Annotated in this window: 14 protein-coding genes, 2 tRNA genes and 3 rRNA genes; 12 read left to right on the forward strand and 7 right to left on the reverse strand. The window is 64.4% G+C overall.

The window, feature by feature from the left end; all coding sequences use genetic code 11:
* Positions 1–43: 43 nt before the first annotated feature.
* The 3 genes from AC3WP6_RS00640 to AC3WP6_RS00650 are packed head-to-tail and all read right to left on the reverse strand — an operon-like array spanning position 44 to position 1,938.
* Positions 44–727, reverse strand: coding sequence for a DUF4124 domain-containing protein (locus AC3WP6_RS00640; RefSeq protein WP_492625872.1), 684 nt, complete (start codon positions 725–727; stop codon positions 44–46).
* A gap of 60 nt (positions 728–787) precedes the next feature.
* The gene (gene pyrE / locus AC3WP6_RS00645; RefSeq protein ID WP_492625873.1) at positions 788–1,435 is read right to left on the reverse strand and encodes an orotate phosphoribosyltransferase; all 648 of its coding nucleotides are present in this window, start codon (positions 1,433–1,435) and stop codon (positions 788–790) included.
* A gap of 11 nt (positions 1,436–1,446) precedes the next feature.
* Positions 1,447–1,938, reverse strand: a complete 492-nt coding sequence (locus tag AC3WP6_RS00650) for a GNAT family N-acetyltransferase (protein ID WP_492625874.1) — start codon at positions 1,936–1,938, stop codon at positions 1,447–1,449.
* 37 nt (positions 1,939–1,975) lie between these two features.
* On the opposite strand from AC3WP6_RS00650, the gene AC3WP6_RS00655 reads away from it, so the two are divergent.
* The 3 genes from AC3WP6_RS00655 (at position 1,976) to AC3WP6_RS00665 (ending at position 4,487) form a co-directional block, all read left to right on the forward strand.
* Positions 1,976–2,743, forward strand: a complete 768-nt coding sequence (locus tag AC3WP6_RS00655) for an exodeoxyribonuclease III (RefSeq protein ID WP_492625875.1) — start codon at positions 1,976–1,978, stop codon at positions 2,741–2,743.
* Positions 2,744–2,745: 2 nt separating this feature from the next.
* The gene (locus tag AC3WP6_RS00660) at positions 2,746–4,047 is read left to right on the forward strand and encodes an AmpG family muropeptide MFS transporter (RefSeq protein WP_492625876.1); all 1,302 of its coding nucleotides are present in this window, start codon (positions 2,746–2,748) and stop codon (positions 4,045–4,047) included.
* A 125-nt stretch (positions 4,048–4,172) separates the two neighbouring features.
* Entirely contained in the window at positions 4,173–4,487 is a 315-nt protein-coding gene (locus tag AC3WP6_RS00665) for a hypothetical protein (RefSeq protein WP_492625877.1), read from the forward strand.
* On the opposite strand, the gene AC3WP6_RS00670 is transcribed toward AC3WP6_RS00665, so the two are convergent.
* On the reverse strand, positions 4,457–5,554 hold the full coding sequence (locus AC3WP6_RS00670; protein WP_492628614.1) for an anhydro-N-acetylmuramic acid kinase: 1,098 nt from the start codon (positions 5,552–5,554) through the stop codon (positions 4,457–4,459). The genes AC3WP6_RS00665 and AC3WP6_RS00670 overlap by 31 nt on opposite strands.
* Before the next feature lie 40 nt (positions 5,555–5,594).
* Positions 5,595–7,034: an OapA family protein gene (locus AC3WP6_RS00675; RefSeq protein WP_492625878.1), complete on the reverse strand. Its 1,440-nt coding sequence runs from the start codon at positions 7,032–7,034 to the stop codon at positions 5,595–5,597.
* A gap of 182 nt (positions 7,035–7,216) precedes the next feature.
* On the opposite strand from AC3WP6_RS00675, the gene tyrS reads away from it, so the two are divergent.
* From tyrS to AC3WP6_RS00710, 7 genes are all read left to right on the forward strand, one after another.
* Positions 7,217–8,428, forward strand: a complete 1,212-nt coding sequence (gene tyrS / locus AC3WP6_RS00680) for a tyrosine--tRNA ligase (RefSeq protein ID WP_492625879.1) — start codon at positions 7,217–7,219, stop codon at positions 8,426–8,428.
* Between the two features lie 422 nt (positions 8,429–8,850).
* Positions 8,851–10,395, forward strand: a 16S ribosomal RNA gene (locus AC3WP6_RS00685).
* 78 nt (positions 10,396–10,473) lie between these two features.
* Positions 10,474–10,550 (forward strand) — tRNA-Ile (locus AC3WP6_RS00690).
* A 5-nt stretch (positions 10,551–10,555) separates the two neighbouring features.
* Positions 10,556–10,631 (forward strand) — tRNA-Ala (locus AC3WP6_RS00695).
* Positions 10,632–10,815: 184 nt separating this feature from the next.
* Positions 10,816–13,695: ribosomal RNA gene (locus AC3WP6_RS00700) — 23S ribosomal RNA — on the forward strand.
* A 110-nt stretch (positions 13,696–13,805) separates the two neighbouring features.
* Positions 13,806–13,919 (forward strand): 5S ribosomal RNA (gene rrf, locus AC3WP6_RS00705).
* The 16S, 23S and 5S rRNA genes sit together here with 2 tRNA genes alongside, the layout of an rRNA operon.
* 407 nt (positions 13,920–14,326) lie before the next feature.
* Complete coding sequence (locus tag AC3WP6_RS00710; protein ID WP_492625880.1) at positions 14,327–15,010, forward strand: rhomboid family intramembrane serine protease; 684 nt, start codon at positions 14,327–14,329, stop codon at positions 15,008–15,010.
* A gap of 2 nt (positions 15,011–15,012) precedes the next feature.
* Here the strand turns inward: AC3WP6_RS00710 and AC3WP6_RS00715 are convergent, their stop codons facing one another.
* Complete coding sequence (locus tag AC3WP6_RS00715; protein ID WP_492625881.1) at positions 15,013–15,747, reverse strand: glutamine amidotransferase; 735 nt, start codon at positions 15,745–15,747, stop codon at positions 15,013–15,015.
* Positions 15,744–17,597 carry a type IV pilus assembly ATPase TfpB gene (gene tfpB, locus AC3WP6_RS00720; protein WP_492625882.1) on the reverse strand — a complete coding sequence of 618 codons (1,854 nt, stop codon included), beginning with the start codon at positions 17,595–17,597 and terminating at the stop codon, positions 15,744–15,746. The genes AC3WP6_RS00715 and tfpB overlap by 4 nt, the downstream gene beginning before the upstream one ends.
* A 95-nt stretch (positions 17,598–17,692) precedes the next feature.
* Here tfpB and glyQ point away from each other — a divergent pair, with 95 nt between their 5' ends.
* Both glyQ and glyS read left to right on the forward strand, forming a co-directional pair.
* Positions 17,693–18,604, forward strand: a complete 912-nt coding sequence (gene glyQ, locus AC3WP6_RS00725) for a glycine--tRNA ligase subunit alpha (RefSeq protein WP_492625883.1) — start codon at positions 17,693–17,695, stop codon at positions 18,602–18,604.
* Positions 18,601–20,754, forward strand: a complete 2,154-nt coding sequence (glyS, locus tag AC3WP6_RS00730; protein ID WP_492625884.1) for a glycine--tRNA ligase subunit beta — start codon at positions 18,601–18,603, stop codon at positions 20,752–20,754. Before glyQ ends, glyS begins: the two co-directional genes overlap by 4 nt.
* Positions 20,755–20,760 lie beyond the last annotated feature (6 nt).

Consider the following 20,760-nt stretch of genomic DNA (forward strand, 5'->3'; position numbering starts at 1 on the left):
CCGGGATCCGGGATCGCGAATCGAAGCGCGAGGCCCGGACGGGTCAGGGTTGCTGGGCCTGGGCGGCCAGCAGGGCGCGGTAGTGGGCGAGCTGCTGCACCTGGTTTTGCGCGGTCTGGTCGCGTTCGGCCTGCTGGCGGGTGAGCTGGCCTTGCACCTCGCTCACGATGCCGCGTTGATGGGTGATGCTGTCCTGCAACGACTTGGGCAAGGGCTGCTTGTTGTGTTCGAGTTCGGCCGCGCGCGCGAGCAGCCCGGTCAAGGCTTGCTCCTGACTGCGCAGGTTGATCTTGCTGGTGCGGATCTGCTGGTCGAGGCTGGTCAACGTCTGTTGCAGCGCGACCTTGTAAGCGGCCTCGTTGGGGTAGGCCGCAAGCAGTTGCTCATCGGCGCGCTGGCGGTCGCGTGCCTTGCGTTGCTGCGCCGCCTGCTGTTCCGCGAGTTTCTGCGCGGCCGCCCGTTCCTCCGGGTTCAGCGTCCGCTGCACGCGGCGCACCACCAGCCCCTGGTCGTTGACCACCTGGTAGCCGTACTTGATCGCGTCCTGGGTCAAGCCGTCGCTGAAGTGCGGCACCCCGGCGCCATCGACCCACTTGTAGCGCATGCCGTTGGTAGTCGTGTTCTGCTGTGCAAACGCCGCCGAGCAGGTCAGCAGCGCCGCGATGGCAAGGGCGGTGAGCGTCTTGTGTGTGGAATTCCCCATGGCCGGGCAGTATAGACGCGGCATCGGCCGGCGCATGTGGAAGCGTGGTGCGCGCGGTGGCGGCGCGTGACGGATCGCGCGTTTTCAGCCAGTCACGCCGTAGCGGACGCGATAGGCGACGAGGCGCGCGTGCTCGGCCGCCAGTGCGGGGCGCTCGCCGGCGTAGGCCAGCACGTCGGCCAGGCTGGCGATCGCCACCACCGGGATGCCGAAGTCGCGAGTCACTTCCTGGGCCGCCGACAAGGCACCTTGGCCGCGTTCCTGACGATCGAGCGCAATCAGCACCCCGGCGGGCGTTGCCCCGGTGGCCTTGATCAGTGCGAGCGATTCGCGTACCGCGGTGCCGGCGGTCATCACGTCGTCCACGATCAACACGCGACCCTTGAGCGGCGCGCCGACCAGCGTGCCGCCTTCGCCGTGATCCTTCGCCTCCTTGCGGTTGTACGCCCACGGCACATCGCGGCCGTGGACATCGGCCAGCGCGATCGCCGTCGCGGCGGCCAGCGCGATGCCCTTGTAGGCAGGGCCGAACAACATGTCCACGTCGAGCCGGGCCGCCATCAGCGTGGCTGCGTAGGCGCGACCGAGCCGGGCCAGCGCGGCGCCGCTGGCAATGCGCCCGAGGTTGAAAAAGTACGGGCTCTGGCGGCCGGACTTCAGCGTGAAGTCGCCGAAGCGCAGTACTTCGCGCTCAAGCGTGAGGTCAATGAAGTCGCGCTGGTAGTCGTGCATGGGGGGTCTCGTCAGGGCAGGACGCGCCACCACAGGTGTTCGGGCGCAGTGCGCGCGTCATGGTACAGCGCGCCCCGGTCGACGAAGCCGGCGCGCCGGTAGAGCTTGAGCGCCACCGCATTGCGCGGGCTGACGGTGAGCAGCAGGCCGCTGGCGTGCGGGCAGCGTGCAGCGAGGTCGACAAGTAGTGCCCGCATGGCGCTGCCGCCGAGCCCCTGGCCCTGGTGCGCAAGGTCGATCTGGAACGAGCGCAAGCCCAGCGCACGGCGCTCGCTGGCCGCTCCCGCCAGGCTGCGTGCGCTGCGCTCGATGCGGTAATAGCCGACCACGGAATCGCCCAGGAGGATCGCCATCGGCTGGCTGCCGGCGCAGCGCTCGGCATCCGGCAGGGTGAGTGCGGGCGGGCTGACGAACGCCGCCTGCTCGCGGCTCACGCGCAGGCGCAGTACCGCTGCGCGCAAGGCGGGCGTGACCGGGGTGACGTGGACGGCGGGTGCGGGCATGGTTGCTATCATGCCTGCCTCGCCTCAGGAGGCCCGCATGCGGATCATCACCTTGAACGCCAACGGCGTGCGCTCGGCCGCGTCGAAGGGCGTGTACGAGTGGCTGGCGCAGCAGCGCGCGGATGTGGTGTGCCTGCAGGAAGTCAAGGCGCAGACCGAGCAGCTCACCGACCCGGTGTACCGCCCGCACGGCCGCCACTGCTATTACCGGCCGGCGACCACCAAGAAGGGCTACTCCGGCGTCGCCGTGTACGCCCGGCGCGAGCCGGACGAAGTCCGCACCGCGCTCGGCTGGGAGGCGTTCGACGAGGAGGGCCGCTATCTGGAGGCGCGGTTCGGCAACCTCTCGGTGGTGTCGCTGTACGTGCCGTCGGGGTCCTCGGGCGAAGAACGCCAGGGCTTCAAGTGCAAGTCGATGGCGTGGCTGGCGCCGATCTTCGAGGAGTGGCTGGCGAGCGGCCGCGACTACGTGTTGTGCGGCGACTGGAACATCGTGCGCAGCGAGAAGGACATCCGGAACTGGAAATCCAACCAGAAGAATTCTGGCTGCCTGCCGGAGGAGCGCGCCTGGCTCAACGGCCTGGTCGCGCGCGGCTGGGTCGACAGTTACCGCCGCCTGCAGCCCGCGGGCGAGGATTACACGTGGTGGTCCAACCGCGGCAACGCGCGCGCCAACAACGTGGGTTGGCGCATCGACTACCAGCTGGTCACCCCGGCGCTTGGTGCGCGCCTCAAGCACTGCGCGATCTACCGTGACGAGCGGTTCTCCGACCACGCGCCCTACAGCGTCGACTATGCCGATTGAACATGGCCGCTGACGCGGTGGCGCGGCGGGCAAAGCCCTCGGTCTGGCGCGCGTTCGCGCAACCGGCCGCCGGCACCATGGCGCTGCTCGGGTTTTCGTCCGGGCTGCCGTTTCTGCTGGTGGCCGGCACGCTGGCGTACTGGCTCAAGGAAAACGGCATCCGGCTGGGCGACATCACCATGATCGCCAGCGCCGGCATGACCTACGCGTTCAAGTTCGTGTGGGCGCCGCTGCTCGACCATGTGCGGCTGCCTGGCTTTGCGCGCTTCGGCCGGCGGCGCGGATGGTTGCTCGCGGCACAGCTGGTGCTCACGCTCGGTCTGCTCGCGATGGCGTGGTTCACGCCGCACCATCTGGTGCCGTTCATTGCCGCCACCTTGGTGGTGGCGTTTTGCGGCGCCACCCAGGACATCGCGATTGACGCCTACCGCATCGAGATCGCTCCGATCGAAGCGCAGGGCGCGCTGGTGGCCACCTATTCGCTTGGCTACCGCATTGGCCTGCTGCTGGCCGGAGCGGTAGCCCTGATCGCCGCCGACCATCTGCCGTGGCGCGTGGTGTATGCCGGCATGGCCGTCGCAATGCTGGTGCCGATCGCGACCACGCTGTACGCCCGCGAGCCGGATGTCGTGCGCACCCCTGCGCTGCGTTGGCGCGCCGCGATGCGCGAGGGCGTGCTTGATCCCTTCGCCGATTTCTTCCGCCGTTACGGCTGGGCGTTGGCCGGCGTCACGCTGCTGTTCCTGCTGCTGTTCAAGCTGCCGGAGCAGGCCACGGTGGGCGGCATCATGAGCCCGTTCTACCGCGACATGGGGTTCTCGAAGACCCAGATCGGCACCATCACCAAGGTCTACGGCATCTGGATTGGCATCGTCGGCGTGTTCATTGGCGGTGCGATGGTAGCGCGCTGGGGCGCATGGCGGCCGCTCGGGCTGACGATCGCGCTGTGCGGCGTGACCAACCTGCTGTACCTGCTGCTGATCGCGCACCCCGGCAACCTGGTGATGCTGACCGCCGTGATCTCCTGCGAAAACCTCGCGCTCGGCATGCTCGGTCCGCCGACCGTGGCGTTTCTCTCCTCGCTGGTGAACCAGCGCCACACGGCGACGCAATACGCGCTGCTCAGTTCCCTGGTGAACCTGCCGGGCAAAGTGCTTGGCTTCTTTGCCGGCGATATCGCGATGGCCACCGGCTATGGCGGCTACTTCATCATCACCGTGCTGGCGGTGGTGCCGGCCATGCTGCTGTATGCCGTCCTGTGGCGGTATTTCCGCGGCGCGGAGCGCGCCCGCACGGAAAGCTGACGCCATTTCGTGGCGTGGTTCACGCCTGAAGTGCGACTTGCACCACGCTTCGTGCCAATGGCGCCACCCGCGCACGCCGAGGCATGGCACGATGCTGGACGCAGGGGACCATGCAGGAGACGCACATGCCGGACATGGTCGTGCAGTATGTCGATACCCAGCTGGTCGAGCGCATTCGCTTGCTCGCCAACGAGCGCCAGTGCTCAATGAACGAGGTGATGCTGTTTGCGCTGCGGCGTGGCGTCGGTCTTTCCACCGCGCCACAGTTCAGCGAAAGCCACTGCGACCCCGCCACGCTGGATATCCGCGACGGCGGCTGGGGGGCCGCGGAGCAGGGTGCGTTTCGCGAAGCCCTGCGCGCGTTGGCGCAGACCCAGCCCACCCAGTTTGCCCCGGAGGCGATGGGCGTTCAGGCGGCAGCAGGCGGTGGCGCCGAGTAGACCGCGCCGAGCACGCGCGACCCGCGCGCGCCGGTCACTGCCGGCAGGTTGCCGGGCAGTGCGGCAAGGCGTTGCCGTGCCAGCCAGGCGAAGGCCATCGCTTCCAGGTAATCGGGATCGACGCCGCAGGTCGCGGTGCTCGCGAGGCCGCGCGGTGCCAGCAGCCCGCGCAGGCGCTGCAGCAGTGGCGGGTTGTGCACCCCACCGCCGCACACCAGCACGTCTTCGGCGCCGGCGGCGTATTGCACAATGGCGTTCGCCACGCTGCGCGCGGTGAGTTCGAGCAGCGTGGCCTGCACGTCGGCGGCGCCCAGGTGCGCCACGCGCGGCTGCGCCAACAGCCAGCGCAGGTGGAAATGCTCGCGTCCCGTGCTTTTCGGCGGCGGCAACGCGAAATACGGGTCGGCCAGCCAGGCCGCCAGCAGCCCGGTGTCGACCGTACCGCTTGCGGCGAAGGTGCCGTCGCGATCGAATGGCAACCCGCAACTGCGCTCGCACCAGACATCGAGCAAGCCGTTCGCGGGGCCGGTGTCGAAGCCGGTCACCGTGCCGTCGGCGCCAAGCACGGTGATATTGGCGATGCCACCAAGGTTCAGCACCACGCGAGGGTGGCCGGGGCTTGCCAGCAGCATCGCGTGCACGGCGGGCAGGAGCGGCGCGCCCTGGCCGCCGGCAGCCACGTCGGCGCGGCGAAAGTCCGCCACCACGTCGATGCCGCAGCGTTCGGCGATCACGTTCGGATCGCCGGCCTGCAGCGTGAACGGCAGCGCACCGCCAGGCCGATGGCGCAAGGTCTGGCCGTGTGAGCCGATCGCACGTACCGCGGCGCGCGGGGTGCCGCTGGCGTCGAGCAGCGCGTTGGCGGCGTCGGCAAACCCGTGCCCCAGCGCGACATCCAGCCGGCCGTAGGCGTCGAGATCAAGTGGATCGGTGCCCTGCGCCAGCGCGAGGATTTCCGCGCGCAAGGCCGCGGGCCACGGGTGCGTGCGCGCGGCGACGAGTTGCGGTTGCGGCGCTGCAAACGACACCAGCGCCGCGTCGATCCCGTCGGCGCTGGTGCCGGACATCAAGCCGAGATAGAGCGTGGCCGGCGTCACCCGCCGCCACTCAGTTGTCGGTGCCCGGCGGGTTGATACGTGCGAGCTGGATGCGGCGGTCGATCTGCTCCAGCCGCGCCAGCTCCGGCTTCACCACGGTGCTCTTGAACTTGGCCATTTGCGCGGCCGGCAGCGGCTCGGGCTTGGGCAGGGTCACCGTGAGCGGGTTGCGCGCCACGCCGTCGACGCGGAATTCGTAGTGCAGATGCGGGCCGGTCGCCAGCCCGGTCATGCCGACGTAGCCGATTACCTGACCCTGCTTCACGCGCTGGCCCACGCGCTCGCTGGCGAAGCGCGACATGTGGCCGTAGGCGGTGCTGATGTCCTTGTTGTGCTGGATCACCACGAAGTTGCCGTAGCCGCGCTCCCAGCCACGGTACTTGATGACGCCATCGCCGGCGGCGTGGATCGGTGTGCCGGTGGGCGCGGCATAGTCGACGCCCTTGTGCGCCCGCATGCGGCCGAGGATGGGATGCATGCGCGCGGTGCTGAAGGTCGACGAGATGCGGGTGAAATCCACCGGAATGCGCAGGAAGGACTTCTGCAGCGGCCGACCGTCCTCGCTGAACCAGCCGTAGCTGCCGTCACCCTTCTTGAACCGGTACGCGGTGTAGCGCTTGCCCTGGTTCACGAATTCGGCGGCGAGGATGTCGCCTTCGCCGTAGCGTGCGCCATCGCGGTAGACGTCGTCGTAGATCACGGTGAAGCTGTCGCCCTCGCGCAGATCCTGCACAAAGTCGATGTCGTACTTGAACAGGTCGGCAAGCTTGCCCACCATCGCGTTGGACAGCCCGGCCTGGCCCGCTGCTGCGTACAGGCTGCTGCGAATCACCCCGTGCGCGACTTCTTCGCGCACGTCCATGTCGCGCGATTGCAGGCTCAGCGTGGGCTGGCCGTTGTCAAACCGCACGATGGCGCGGGTGGCTTGATCCTTGTCGAAGCGGAAGCCCTGCAGCGTACCGCCCGGCCCGAGCAGGAAATCGAACTCCTCGCCGGGGTGGATGTTGTGCAGCGCAGTCTTGGCGCTGCCGGCGGCATCCATCACCTTTTGCAGATCGGTCAGGCTCAGCCCGTGACCACTGAAAATGTCGGACAGCGTCTGCCCTGGCTGCACCCGCACCACCTGCCAATCGTCCACCGTGCTGGCCGCCGGGTTCATTGCCGGCGTCTTTGGCAAGGCCAGCGGCAACAGCGTGTGCGCCTCGATGGTCGGCGTCGGCTTCATCGCCGTGGCCCAGGCCGGCATGATCAGCCCGGAAAGCAAGGTGGCCAGCAGCGCGGTACCGGCGAGAATCCAGCGCTCGCGGTGCCAGCGGATCGGGGCCGCCGGTTCCAGGCGCTCGAACGACCAGTGCGCGCAGTGCTCGTAAAAAGTGGTGTGCAGTCGTTGGGCGGTGCGACGGATCGCTCGCCGCCGCGCCTGATGTGCTTCCCGGTTCCCCTCAACCATGCTGCCCCGGCCCCGCGGATAAAGTAACAAACCTGACGCACCTTAGTCGTGCCGTGATTGGTCCGTCAATGCCTTTGTGATCAATAGTTTGCGTTGGGTTTCCGGTTAACGCACAATTAACGCGGAAACGTGACCGGTGTCCGTTGTGCGGTTGCCGCATCCCCCCCCAATTCGAGGAATCCATGAACGATCCCGAGCAGGCCCTGGCCCTCATCGCGCGCGGTGCGGACGAAATCATCAAGCAGGAGGATCTGCTCGAACGCCTGCAGTCCGGTCGTCCGCTGCGGGTCAAGGCGGGCTTTGACCCGACCGCGCCGGATCTTCATCTCGGACATACCGTGCTGCTCAACAAGATGCGCCAGTTCCAGGATCTCGGGCACCAGGCGATCTTCCTGATCGGCGACTTCACCGGCATGATCGGCGACCCCACCGGCAAGAATGTCACGCGCAAGCCGCTCACCCGCGAAGACGTGCTGCAAAACGCCGAAACCTACGCCGCGCAGGTCTACAAGGTGCTCGACCGCGAACGCACCGAGGTGCGTTTCAACAGTGAGTGGTTCGGCAAGATGGGGGCCGCCGACATGATCCGCCTTGCCGGCCAGCACACCGTGGCGCGCATGCTCGAGCGCGACGACTTCGCCAAGCGCTACGCTGCGCAGCAATCCATCGCCATCCACGAGTTCCTGTATCCGCTGGTGCAGGGCTACGACTCGGTGGCACTCAAGAGCGATCTCGAGCTGGGCGGCACCGACCAGAAGTTCAACCTCTTGATGGGGCGCGGCCTGCAGGAGCACTACGGGCAGAAACCGCAGATCGTGCTGACGATGCCGCTGCTCGAAGGCCTGGACGGCGTGCACAAGATGTCCAAGTCGCTGGGCAACTACATCGGCATCGACGAGCCGGCGATCGACATGGTCACCAAGACCATGAAGATCGGCGACGAGCTGATGTGGCGTTGGTTCGAGCTCCTGAGCTTCGACGTCTCACTTACCGAGCTGGCGCAAATGAAGCGCGACGTCGCCAGCGGCGCGCTCAATCCGCGCGACGCCAAGCTGCGCCTGGCGCGCGAGCTGGCAACCCGGTTCCACGATGCTGCGGCCGCCGAACAGGCCATCGCCGGCTGGCATGCGGTGGTGCGCGGCGAGGGTGACACCTCGCTGTTGCCGCGTACCGACATCGCGGTGCCGGCCGAAGGCCTGCGCCTGCCCGCCCTGCTGACCGCCGTCGGTCTCACCAGCAGCAACTCCGAGGCGAACCGCAAACTGCGCGAGCGTGCCGTGCGCATCGACGCGACCGTGGTCGAGGACGGGCAACACGTGTTTGCTGCCGGCTTCGAGGGCGTGCTGCAGGTTGGCAAGCGCAACTTCGTCCGTGTCCGTTTGGTTGCTGCTTGAGCCGCACCCTGAAGAGAAATATTCCTTTCCTGCTCAGTGCGTTGTGCAGGCAAGTGCAACCAGACTCGAAATAACGCTTGCCAACCACCGGGCACCTGCCTAGTATTCGCGGCCCGGCTGCTGCATCGGCCCGGTTCAACCCCTTTCGGCAATCAAGTTTCACGTTTTGAGGGTGTTGACGGCAAGTAAAAACGATGTATAGTAGGCGGCTCACCGACGACGAAATGTCTCGGGCGGTCCTTCGGGATCGGGAGCGGATCTTTGACAGTGTGCACAGGTGAATTGTGTGGACGCCTTGCGCTGGCGGGTCGCTGACCTGTCCAAGCAATGCAAAGCGTCCCACCCAAAGAAAGTCAGTAATGAGTTTCGGAGGTTGGGGTCACGCTTCAGAAAGATAGGTCGACTTCGGTCGATCGAAAACTTAAGTGAAGAGTTTGATCCTGGCTCAGATTGAACGCTGGCGGCATGCCTAACACATGCAAGTCGAACGGCAGCATGACCTAGCTTGCTAGGTTGATGGCGAGTGGCGGACGGGTGAGTAATGCATCGGGATCTACCCAGACGTGGGGGATAACCTCGGGAAACCGGGACTAATACCGCATACGTCCTACGGGAGAAAGCGGGGGCTCGCAAGACCTCGCGCGGCTGGACGAACCGATGCGCGATTAGCTGGTTGGTGGGGTAAAGGCCTACCAAGGCGACGATCGCTAGCTGGTCTGAGAGGATGATCAGCCACATTGGGACTGAGACACGGCCCAAACTCCTACGGGAGGCAGCAGTGGGGAATATTGGACAATGGGCGCAAGCCTGATCCAGCAATGCCGCGTGTGTGAAGAAGGCCTTCGGGTTGTAAAGCACTTTTATCAGGAGCGAAAGCATGTCGGCCAATACCCGGCGTGGATGACGGTACCTGAGGAATAAGCACCGGCTAACTTCGTGCCAGCAGCCGCGGTAATACGAAGGGTGCAAGCGTTAATCGGAATTACTGGGCGTAAAGGGTGCGTAGGCGGTTCGTTAAGTCTGTTGTGAAATCCCCGGGCTCAACTCGGGAATGGCAATGGATACTGGCGAGCTAGAGTGTGTCAGAGGATGGTGGAATTCCCGGTGTAGCGGTGAAATGCGTAGAGATCGGGAGGAACATCAGTGGCGAAGGCGACCATCTGGGACAACACTGACGCTGAAGCACGAAAGCGTGGGGAGCAAACAGGATTAGATACCCTGGTAGTCCACGCCCTAAACGATGCGAACTGGATGTTGGTCTCAATTCGGAGATCAGTATCGAAGCTAACGCGTTAAGTTCGCCGCCTGGGGAGTACGGTCGCAAGACTGAAACTCAAAGGAATTGACGGGGGCCCGCACAAGCGGTGGAGTATGTGGTTTAATTCGATGCAACGCGAAGAACCTTACCTGGCCTTGACATGTCCGGAATCCTGCAGAGATGCGGGAGTGCCTTCGGGAATCGGAACACAGGTGCTGCATGGCTGTCGTCAGCTCGTGTCGTGAGATGTTGGGTTAAGTCCCGCAACGAGCGCAACCCTTGTCCTTAGTTGCCAGCACGCAATGGTGGGAACTCTAAGGAGACTGCCGGTGACAAACCGGAGGAAGGTGGGGATGACGTCAAGTCCTCATGGCCCTTACGGCCAGGGCTACACACGTACTACAATGGTCGGTACAGAGGGTTGCAATGCCGCGAGGCGGAGCTAATCCCAGAAAGCCGATCCCAGTCCGGATTGGAGTCTGCAACTCGACTCCATGAAGTCGGAATCGCTAGTAATCGCGGATCAGCTATGCCGCGGTGAATACGTTCCCGGGCCTTGTACACACCGCCCGTCACACCATGGGAGTGGGTTGCTCCAGAAGCTGTTAGCCTAACCGCAAGGAGGGCGACAACCACGGAGTGGTCCATGACTGGGGTGAAGTCGTAACAAGGTAGCCGTATCGGAAGGTGCGGCTGGATCACCTCCTTTCGAGAGTGACAGCGCGACTCGTCGCGCAAGACGTCCACACAAGACACCTGGTTTTCATGCAGCGTCCCAAGGCTTTCCGGGTCTGTAGCTCAGGTGGTTAGAGCGCACCCCTGATAAGGGTGAGGCCGGTGGTTCGAGTCCTCCCAGACCCACCAACCACGGGGCCATAGCTCAGCTGGGAGAGCACCTGCTTTGCAAGCAGGGGGTCGTCGGTTCGATCCCGACTGGCTCCACCATTGGGCATGCATGGATTCACGGCACACTGAAGGATTTGAAGCGGACCGGCGTTGAGGCCGGTACCGTGTTCTTTGACAAATGACAAACGAGTGACAAGCGTCTTGGTTCGAACCGAACCGAGACACGTGTTGAGGCACGAACAGGTGGTTTGATACATGGCCCCGAGGCGACTTGGGGTTATATGGTCAAGCGACCAAGCGTATACGGTGGATGCCTTGGCAGTCAGAGGCGATGAAGGACGTGGCAGCCTGCGAAAAGTGTCGGGGAGCTGGCAACAAGCTTTGATCCGGCAATGTCCGAATGGGGAAACCCACCGCGCAAGCGGTATCGCACGATGAATTCATAGTCGTGCGAGGCGAACCCGGGGAACTGAAATATCTAAGTACCCGGAGGAAAAGAAATCAACCGAGATTCCCCCAGTAGCGACGAGCGAACGGGGAGCAGCCCAAAAGCGTGAGTTGTTCTAGTCAAACGGCCTGGAAAGGCCGGCCATAGACGGTGATAGCCCGGTAGGCGAAAGGGCAACTTGCGTGAAATTGAGTAGGGCGGGGCACGAGAAACCCTGTCTGAACATGGGGGGACCATCCTCCAAGGCTAAATACTCCTGACTGACCGATAGCGAACAAGTACCGTGAGGGAAAGGCGAAAAGAACCCCGGAGAGGGGAGTGAAATAGACCCTGAAACCGTATACGTACAAGCAGTGGAAGCCCGCAAGGGTGACTGCGTACCTTTTGTATAATGGGTCAGCGACTTACTGTCAGTGGCAAGCTTAACCATCTAGGGGAGGCGAAGGGAAACCGAGTCTGAATAGGGCGCATAGTCTCTGGCAGTAGACCCGAAACCGAGTGATCTATCCTTGGCCAGGTTGAAGGTGCGGTAACACGCACTGGAGGACCGAACCCACATCTGTTGCAATAGATGGGGATGAGCTGAGGATAGGAGTGAAAGGCTAAACAAACTCGGAGATAGCTGGTTCTCCTCGAAAGCTATTTAGGTAGCGCCTCGTATGTATCTTCCTGGGGGTAGAGCACTGTTATGGCTAGCGGGCCATCGCGGCTTAGTAAACCATGGCAAACTCCGAATACCAGGACAGACTGTACGGGAGACACACGGCGGGTGCTAACGTCCGTCGTGAAAAGGGAAACAACCCAGACCCGCAGCTAAGGTCCCCAAGTTCTAGCTAAGTGGAAAACGATGTGGAAAGGCATAGACAGCCAGGAGGTTGGCTTAGAAGCAGCCATCCTTCAAAGAAAGCGTAATAGCTCACTGGTCGAGTCGGTCTGCGCGGAAGATTTAACGGGGCTAAGCTAGACACCGAAGCTCGGGGTGCACAGCAATGTGCGCGGTAGAGGAGCGTTGGGTAAGCCTGTGAAGGTGTGTCGTAAGGCATGCTGGAGGTATCCCAAGTGCGAATGCTGACATGAGTAACGATAAGAGGGGTGAAAAGCCCCTCCGCCGAAAGCCCAAGGTTTCCTCGCGCAACGTTCATCGGCGCAGGGTGAGTCGGCCCCTAAGGCGAGGCAGAAATGCGTAGTCGATGGGAAGCTGGTTAATATTCCAGCACTTGACTGTAGTGCGATGTGGGGACGGAGAAGGTTAGGTCTACCGGGCGTTGGTTGTCCCGGGGAAAGGCGGTAGGCATGCACCCTTGGCAAATCCGGGGCGCTTTATGCCGAGCACCGAGACGAGTCCTTTATTGGACGAAGTGACCGACACCACGCTTCCAGGAAAAGCCACTAAGCTTCAGCTACAGCCGAACCGTACCGTAAACCGACACTGGTAGGCAGGGTGAGAATCCCAAGGCGCTTGAGAGAACTCGGGTGAAGGAACTAGGCAAAATGGCACCGTAACTTCGGGAGAAGGTGCGCCCATTGGCGTGGTCACATGCGTGACTTGGCGTCGGTGGGTCTCAGTAACCTGGCCGCTGCGACTGTTTACCAAAAACACAGCACTCTGCAAACACGAAAGTGGACGTATAGGGTGTGACGCCTGCCCGGTGCTGGAAGGTTAATTGATGGGGTCAGCCGCAAGGCGAAGCTCTTGATCGAAGCCCCAGTAAACGGCGGCCGTAACTATAACGGTCCTAAGGTAGCGAAATTCCTTGTCGGGTAAGTTCCGACCTGCACGAATGGCGTAACGACAGCGGCGCTGTCTCCACCCGAGACTCAGTGAAATTGAAATCGCTGTGAAGATGCAGCGTTCCCGCGGCAAGACGGAAAGACCCCGTGAACCTTTACTATAGCTTTACACTGAACGTTGAGTTCTTCTGTGTAGGATAGGTGGGAGGCTACGAAACGCAGACGCCAGTTTGCGTGGAGCCATCCTTGAAATACCACCCTGAAGTGCTTGACGTTCTAACCTCGGCCCGTAATCCGGGTCAGGGACCGTGTATGGTGGGTAGTTTGACTGGGGCGGTCTCCTCCCAAAGTGTAACGGAGGAGCACGAAGGTACGCTCAGCGCGGTCGGACATCGCGCACTGTGTGCAAAGGCATAAGCGTGCTTGACTGCAAGATCGACGGATCAAGCAGGTACGAAAGTAGGTCTTAGTGATCCGGTGGTTCTGTATGGAAGGGCCATCGCTCAACGGATAAAAGGTACTCCGGGGATAACAGGCTGATACCGCCCAAGAGTTCATATCGACGGCGGTGTTTGGCACCTCGATGTCGGCTCATCACATCCTGGGGCTGTAGTCGGTCCCAAGGGTATGGCTGTTCGCCATTTAAAGTGGTACGCGAGCTGGGTTCAGAACGTCGTGAGACAGTTCGGTCCCTATCTGTCGTGGGCGTTGGAGATTTGAGGGGGGCTGCTCCTAGTACGAGAGGACCGGAGTGGACGTTCCGCTGGTGTTCGGGTTGTCATGCCCATGGCATTGCCCGGTAGCTACGAACGGATGCGATAACCGCTGAAAGCATCTAAGCGGGAAGCGCGCCCCAAGATGAGATCTCCCGAGAGCTTGACTCTCCTTAAGGCACCATCAAGACCAGGTGGTTGATAGGCGCGATGTGGAAGTGCAGCAATGCATTGAGCTTACGCGTACTAATGAGCCGTGCGGCTTGACCATATAACCCCAAGTGGCCTTCACCACGTGTGCGCTCCGCTTGAACCCGGACGCTTGTCACTCGTTTGTCACCCCCCTTGAAGCTGGCGCCTGCGCGCCGCTTCTACCCCTTCCCTGGCGGCCATAGCGCTGTGGCCCCACCCGATCCCATCCCGAACTCGGAAGTGAAACGCAGCCGCGCCGATGGTAGTGTGCTTCGTGCATGCGAGAGTAGGTCACCGCCAGGGTCTTACACCGAACGCCTCCGCAACTTCGTTGCGGGGGCGTTCTCCTTTGCGGCGAGGGAAATCCGCTCGCCCCCTCGGCGCGCTGGACGCAGTGATTTTCGTCTGCTGCGCCAGGGGTGACGGAATCGCGGGACTGGCAGCTCCGCCAACATGCCGGCTTTGCCCGGCGGAACCGTGGACGGACTGAAAGTCCGGCGTACGAGTAGCCGCCTCGGCGGGTGCGCGTCGGCCTCCCCCCGCATGGTGGTTTGCTGCGGCAGACGCAGTCCGGTCGGCGCGCTCGATGCCTTCCCGCTCGTCTGGCCGCGCTCCGTTTGTGTTGCCCGGCACGAAGGCCAGGTTTGAGGGATGACACCGGATGCGATATCCGGAACAGTAACCCGGTCCAGCCCAGGAGCTTGCCTGCCGTGTTCGTCCACGTTGAAACCCGACGCAAACATCAATGGCTCTGGGCCACCACGTTTCTCGTGTGTCTTTGCGTCGTGGCGTTCATCTGGCTCGCCGTGCTGCCGCTGCCACGGCGCATCGCAGTCCTGCAGGAATGGGGCACGGTTCCGGCCAACGTGTTCGATGCCCACGAGGCGATCTGGCCGCAGCTGACCGATCCCTCGCTGCTGCGGCTGTTCACCGCGCTGTTCATCCATGTCACCTGGCTGCACCTGCTGAGCAACCTGTTGTTCCTGGTGATTTTCGGCCTGCCGGGCGAACGCGCGCTGGGCTCACTGCGGTTTTTGTCGCTGTTCGTGATTGGTGGTGTGGTGGCGAACCTGATCGGGGCGCTGTCGCTCGCCGGAGTGCGCCTGCCCATTATCGGCTGCAGCGGCGCGGTTTCTGCCGTCGTGGGCACTTATGTCGCACTGTTTCCGCGGGCCCGGCTTGGACTGGTGCTGCCGCTGGGCCTGTACTTGCAGTTTGTGCGGGTGCCGGCTTATCTCTTGATTGGCATCTGGGTATTGCTGCAGCTGCTTTTCAGCTACGCCGGCGCCAGCTACGGCGCCTACGTCTGGTGGGCGCACATCGGCGGGTTCCTGTTTGGACTTGCCTTTGCGCTGCTTTCGCGCGATGCGATTGCGCGCCGCTTGCGCCGCTGAAGTCAGCGCCCGCGAGGTATCTTGCCGAGCCCGGGGCGGAGCGCAAAGCGCTGCAGCAGGCGGCGCGCGATGGGCGTTGCCGCGATGTCGCGATAGACCCGCTGCGGGTCGCCGCCTTCGCGGCGCATCGCTTCGCGTTTGCGCACGACGTAGGCGCGCATCACGTCGGCGCTGAACTCGGGGTGGAACTGCGAGCTCAGTGCCTGCGGGCCGTAGCGCAGCAACTGGTTCGGATCGCGCTCGGAGCGCGCCAGTACGACCGCGCCCGGTGGCGGTTCCAGCACGCTTTGTTCGTGGGTGGTATGCGCGCGGAACTGCGGCGGCAGGCTCGCGGCGAGGATGTCGCCTTCGGCGGCGGCGAGCCTGGTGATGGTCTGCGTGCCCATTTCCCGACCACCGGGCAAATAATCGACCTTGCCGCCAAGGGCGTGGGCCATGAGCTGGTGGCCGAAGCAGACGCCGAACATGGGCAGCTCGGCATCCATGGCGGCGCGGATCCAGCCGGCGGTGCGCTCGCTCCACGCGGCGCGCTCGGTCACCATTGCCGCGGAGCCGGTGATGATCGCGCCGGCAATGTCCTGGGGTGGCGGCAAAGTTTCGCCGGACTCGACATCCACGCTGCGCGTGCGGGTGCTGGCGAGGCGGGCGGCGACGCGAAACCATTGGGGGAAATCTCCGAAGCGGCCGCGAATGTGCGCTGGTGCGCGGCCGGTGCGGATGATGAGGATCGGTTTCATGCGGCGTCCGTGGCAGCTCCGCGGATGGGCGGCGCCGGTTCGACGGTTTCGATCGGCGGCAGCACGGCAAGGACTTCCTGCACCGTGGTCAGGCCGCGGGCAACCTGGGTTGCGGCGGAAATGCGCAGCGGGCGCATGCCTTCGGCAAGTGCCTCGCCACCGAAGCCGCCAAGGTCGAGCTGCGCCGAGATAAGCCCGCGCAAACGTGGCGACACCGGCATCATTTCGTAGATGCCGGTGCGGCCCATGAAGCCGGTATTGCGGCACTCGAGGCAGCCGACCGGTTTGCAGACTTTTTCCGGCAGCGGCGTGGGCCAGCCGCGCGTGAGCGCCGCCCATTCGTGTGGATCCTGCGCGGCCTCCACCTTGCAATATGGGCACAGGGTGCGCACCAGGCGCTGGGCGACGACGCCGGTCAGGGTCGACTGGATGAGGTAATGCGGCACGCCCAGATCGAGTAGGCGGGTGACCGCGCTGGGCGCGTCGTTGGTATGCAGCGTGGAGAGCACCAGGTGGCCGGTGAGCGACGCCTGCACCGCCATCTGCGCGGTTTCGAGGTCACGAATTTCGCCGATCATGATGATGTCCGGGTCCTGCCGCAGCAGCGTGCGCACGCCGGAGGCGAAGTCCAGGTCGATCGATGGTTGCACCTGCATCTGGTTGAACTCGGCCGAGACCATCTCGATCGGGTCTTCCACCGTGCACACGTTCATTTCGGGCGTGGCGAGGTGCTTGAGCGTGGAGTACAGCGTGGTGGTCTTGCCCGAGCCGGTCGGGCCTGTCACCAGCACGACGCCGTGCGGACGCTCGACCATGTGCCGCCACTGGCGGGTTTCCTCCGGCGAAAAACCGAGCTGGGCGAAATCCTTTACCACGAGGTCCGGGTCGAAGATGCGCATCACCACTTTTTCGCCAAACGCGGTCGGCATGCTGGAAATGCGCAGCTCGATTTCGCGTCCTCCCGGCGAGCGCGTCTTGATGCGGCCGTCCTGCGGGCGGCGCTTCTCGGCCACGTCCATGCGCGCGAGGATCTTGATGCGCGCGGTGACCGCGGCCATCACCGGCGGCGGCAACTCGAACACCTTGTGCATCACGCCGTCGATGCGGAAGCGGATCTGCCCGGCGTCGCGCCGCGGTTCGAGGTGGATGTCCGAGGCACGCTGCTCGAAGGCGTATTGCAGCAGCCAGTCGACGATGTGCACCACGTGGCGGTCGTCGGCGCCAACCTCGCCGCTCTTGCCGAGCTCGACCAGCTGCTCGAAATTGAGGATCGCCGCGCTGTTCTCGTAACCGCCGGCATTCTTGGCGTCCTGCGCGAGCTGGATCGAACGCTGGACGCCGTAGAACTCCTGCAGGTAGCGGTTGATGTCGATCGGGTTCGCCACCATGCGGTGCACGTCACGCCGCAGCATGTGCGAAAGGTCAGTCGCCCAGGCCGCATCGAACGGCTCGGCGGTGGCAAAGGTCACCTCGCCGGTTGCAGCCGCCACCGGCAAGATGCGGTGCCGCTTGGCGTAGGCGTGGCTTACCACCTGGGTGACGACGGCGACGTTGACCTTCATCGGGTCGATCTTGAGATACGGCAAGCCAGCGTGGTCGGCAAGCCATTCCACCAGGTTCTCGAGGCTGAGCGGGCGCCCGGTGTCGCGCTGGCTGGCCAGGCGCGCGTTGGCGATGATCACCAGCGGATGCAGCTCGACCGTGGTGCGCCCGGCGCGCGAGCCCAGGCGCACCTGCTTGGCATCCTCGGCCGCCACCAGGCCGTCGACGACCAGCGCGGCCAGCAGTTCGTCCAGTTGCAGTCGACCGCGGCGGCCGAGCAGGCTGGCGATTTCAGGGGATGCAGCCATCCGCAGGGATCTCCTCGCGCATTGCGGCGAGCGCGGACGGCGCTGCGACGCACGCTCGCTATACTAACGCGCTTTGTTCCCGATCACGGCACGCCATGTCTGCACCCACGTTTCAGGATGTGATCCAGACCCTCAATCGCTATTGGGCGGCCCAAGGTTGCGTCCTGCTGCAACCGCTCGACACCGAAGTCGGCGCGGGCACTTTCCATCCGGCCACGTTCCTGCACTCGCTCGGCCCCGAGCCGTGGGCGGCCGCCTATGTGCAGCCGTCCAGACGCCCCACCGATGGCCGCTATGGCGACAACCCGAACCGCCTGCAGCATTACTACCAATACCAGGTGGTGATGAAGCCGAACCCGGAAAACATCCTCGACCTCTACATCGGGTCGCTGAAAGAGCTGGGCATCGATCCGCTGGTGCATGACCTGCGGTTTGTCGAAGACAACTGGGAATCGCCCACGCTGGGTGCGTGGGGACTCGGTTGGGAGGTGTGGTTGAACGGCATGGAAGTCACTCAGTTCACCTATTTCCAGCAGGCTGGCGGGATCGAATGCCGGCCGGTGACCGGCGAGGTCACCTACGGGCTGGAACGCCTGGCGATGTATCTGCAAAACGTGGACAACGTGTACGACCTGGTGTGGACGCACGCGCCCCACGGCACCGTCACCTATGGCGACGTGTTCCATCAAAACGAGGTGGAGCAGAGCACCTACAACTTCGAGTACGCGAACGTGCCCGAACTGTTGCACTGGTTCGACGTGTGCGAAGCCACGGCCAACCAGTTGATTGCCGCAAATCTGCCGTTGCCGGCGTATGAGCAGGTGACCAAGGCGAGCCACACCTTCAACCTGCTCGATGCACGCCGCGCGATCAGCGTGACCGAGCGTCAGCGCTACATCCTGCGCGTGCGTACGCTGGCGCGCAGCGTGGCCGAGGCGTATGTCGCGCAGCGCGAACGGTTGGGTTTCCCCGGCCTCCGGAAGAACGCAAAGGAGCTGGCGGCATGAGCGCGTCGAAGTCGCTGCTAGTGGAACTGGGTACCGAGGAACTGCCGCCGAAGGCGCTCGACGAACTGTCCGCCGCATTTGCGCATGGCGTGTGCGAAGGCCTGGCCAAACGCGGCATCGAGGCTGCGGTGGACGCCGCGCATGCGTATTGCTCGCCGCGGCGTTTGGCCGTCCATATTCCACGCGTTGCGGATACCCAGCCGGAGCAGACCATCGAACGCCGCGGGCCGGCAGTTGCCGCCGGCCTCGACGTCGCCGGCCAGCCGACCAAGGCGCTGCTCGGTTTCGCGCACTCCTGTGGCGTGGACGTGGCGAAACTCGAAAGGCTCGATACCGGCAAAGGCGCGTGGTTCGTGTTCCGCGCGGTGCAACCGGGGCACACGCTGGCCGCGCTGTTGCCGGAGGTCGTTGCCGAAGCGCTCAAGGCGTTGCCGATTCCGCGCCCCATGCGCTGGGCCAGCCACGAGCATACGTTCGTGCGTCCGGCGCATTGGCTGGTGATGCTGCATGGCGCCGATGTCGTCGATGGCGAGGTGCTGGGCATCCGCAGCGGCCGGCAATCGTCCGGGCATCGCTTCATGCATCCGCAGCCGGTGCACGTGGCGGATGCCGACGGTTGGCTGGCGGCGATGCGCGGCGCCAAGGTCCTGGCGGACCCCGACGAGCGCCGGCAGCGCGTGCGCGATGAAGTGGCGCGCGCCGCGCGGGAAACCGGCGGCGTGCCGCGCCTCTCCGACGAGCTGTTGCACGAGGTGGCGAACCTGGCCGAGTGGCCGGTGGCGATCGCATGCAGTTTCGAGCGCGAATTCCTCGCGGTGCCGCACGAAGCGCTGGTCACCACGATGGAGACCAACCAGAAGTTCGTGCCGGTGTTCAGTGCGAGCGGCGAGCTCACCGAGCACTTCATCGGCATTGCCAACATCGAGTCGAAGAATCCGGCCGAAATCCGCAGGGGCTACGAGCGCGTCATCCGCCCGCGGTTTGCCGATGCCAAGTTTTTCTGGGACGAGGACCTGAAGACGCCGCTGGCGAGCTACCAGGATCAACTCAAGGGCGTCACCTATCAGAAGACGCTGGGCAGCCTGTGGGACAAGAGCTGCCGCGTCGCGGAAATGGCGCGCATCATCGCCGGCCGGGTCGATGTCGATGGCGGGCTTGCCACCCGCGCCGCAGCGCTTGGCAAGTGCGATCTGCTGACCCGCATGGTGGGCGAGTTCCCCGAGCTGCAAGGTGTCATGGGGCGCTATTGCGCCGCGCATGACGGCGAACCGGCGGCGGTGGCGGCCGCGATCGACAGCGCCTACCAGCCGCGCTTTGCGCGCGATGCGATCGCCGCCGACAAGGTCGGTCAGGTCGTGGCCGTTGCCGAGCGGGTGGACACGCTGGCCGGCATCTTTGCCGCCGGCCAGAAGCCGAGCGGCACCAAGGACCCCTTTGCGCTGCGCCGCGCGGCGCTTGGCCTGGCGCGCACGCTGATCGAAGGCAAACTGGAACTCGACCTGCGCGCGGTGTTCATCGAGGCGCTGGAGCTGCTGCCCGATGCCGTGTTTGCCGCTGGCGTGAAAGCGGGCAAGGACGGCAAGCGGCCGCCGGTCGATGCAGGCAAGCAGCGCGCGGCGCTGGCAGTGGAGCTGCATGCCTTCGTGCTCGAACGCCTGCGCGGCTATTACGCCGACCAAGGCTTTGCGGCGGACGTGTTCGATGCGGTGGCCGCGGTCGACCCTGAGCACCTGCTCGATTTCGATCAGCGGATGCATGCCGTGGCCGAATTCAGCTGCTTGCCGGCGGCGGCCAGCCTGGCTGCCGCCAACAAGCGGGTGGCGAACATCCTTCGCAAGCAGGCCGAGGAAGATGGCCAGCCGCTCGCGATCGGCAAGGTCGACCCCGTGCACTTCGAGCAACCTACGGAGCACGCGCTGGCCGCCGCGCTCGATGCGGCCAAGGCCGAAAGCGCAGCCGCGTTGGCGAGCGGCGACTATGCGGTGGTGCTGAAGCGGCTGGCCGCGTTGCAGCCGCCGGTGGACGCATTCTTCGACGAAGTGCTGGTCAATGCCGAAGACCCGGCAGTGCGGCATAACCGCCTTGCATTGCTGGGCCAGCTCAAGGCCGCGTTTGGCGCGGTGGCTGATATCGCGTTGCTGCGCGGCTGATTGTTG

This window comes from Rhodanobacter sp. FW106-HT46G03, assembly GCF_058789895.1.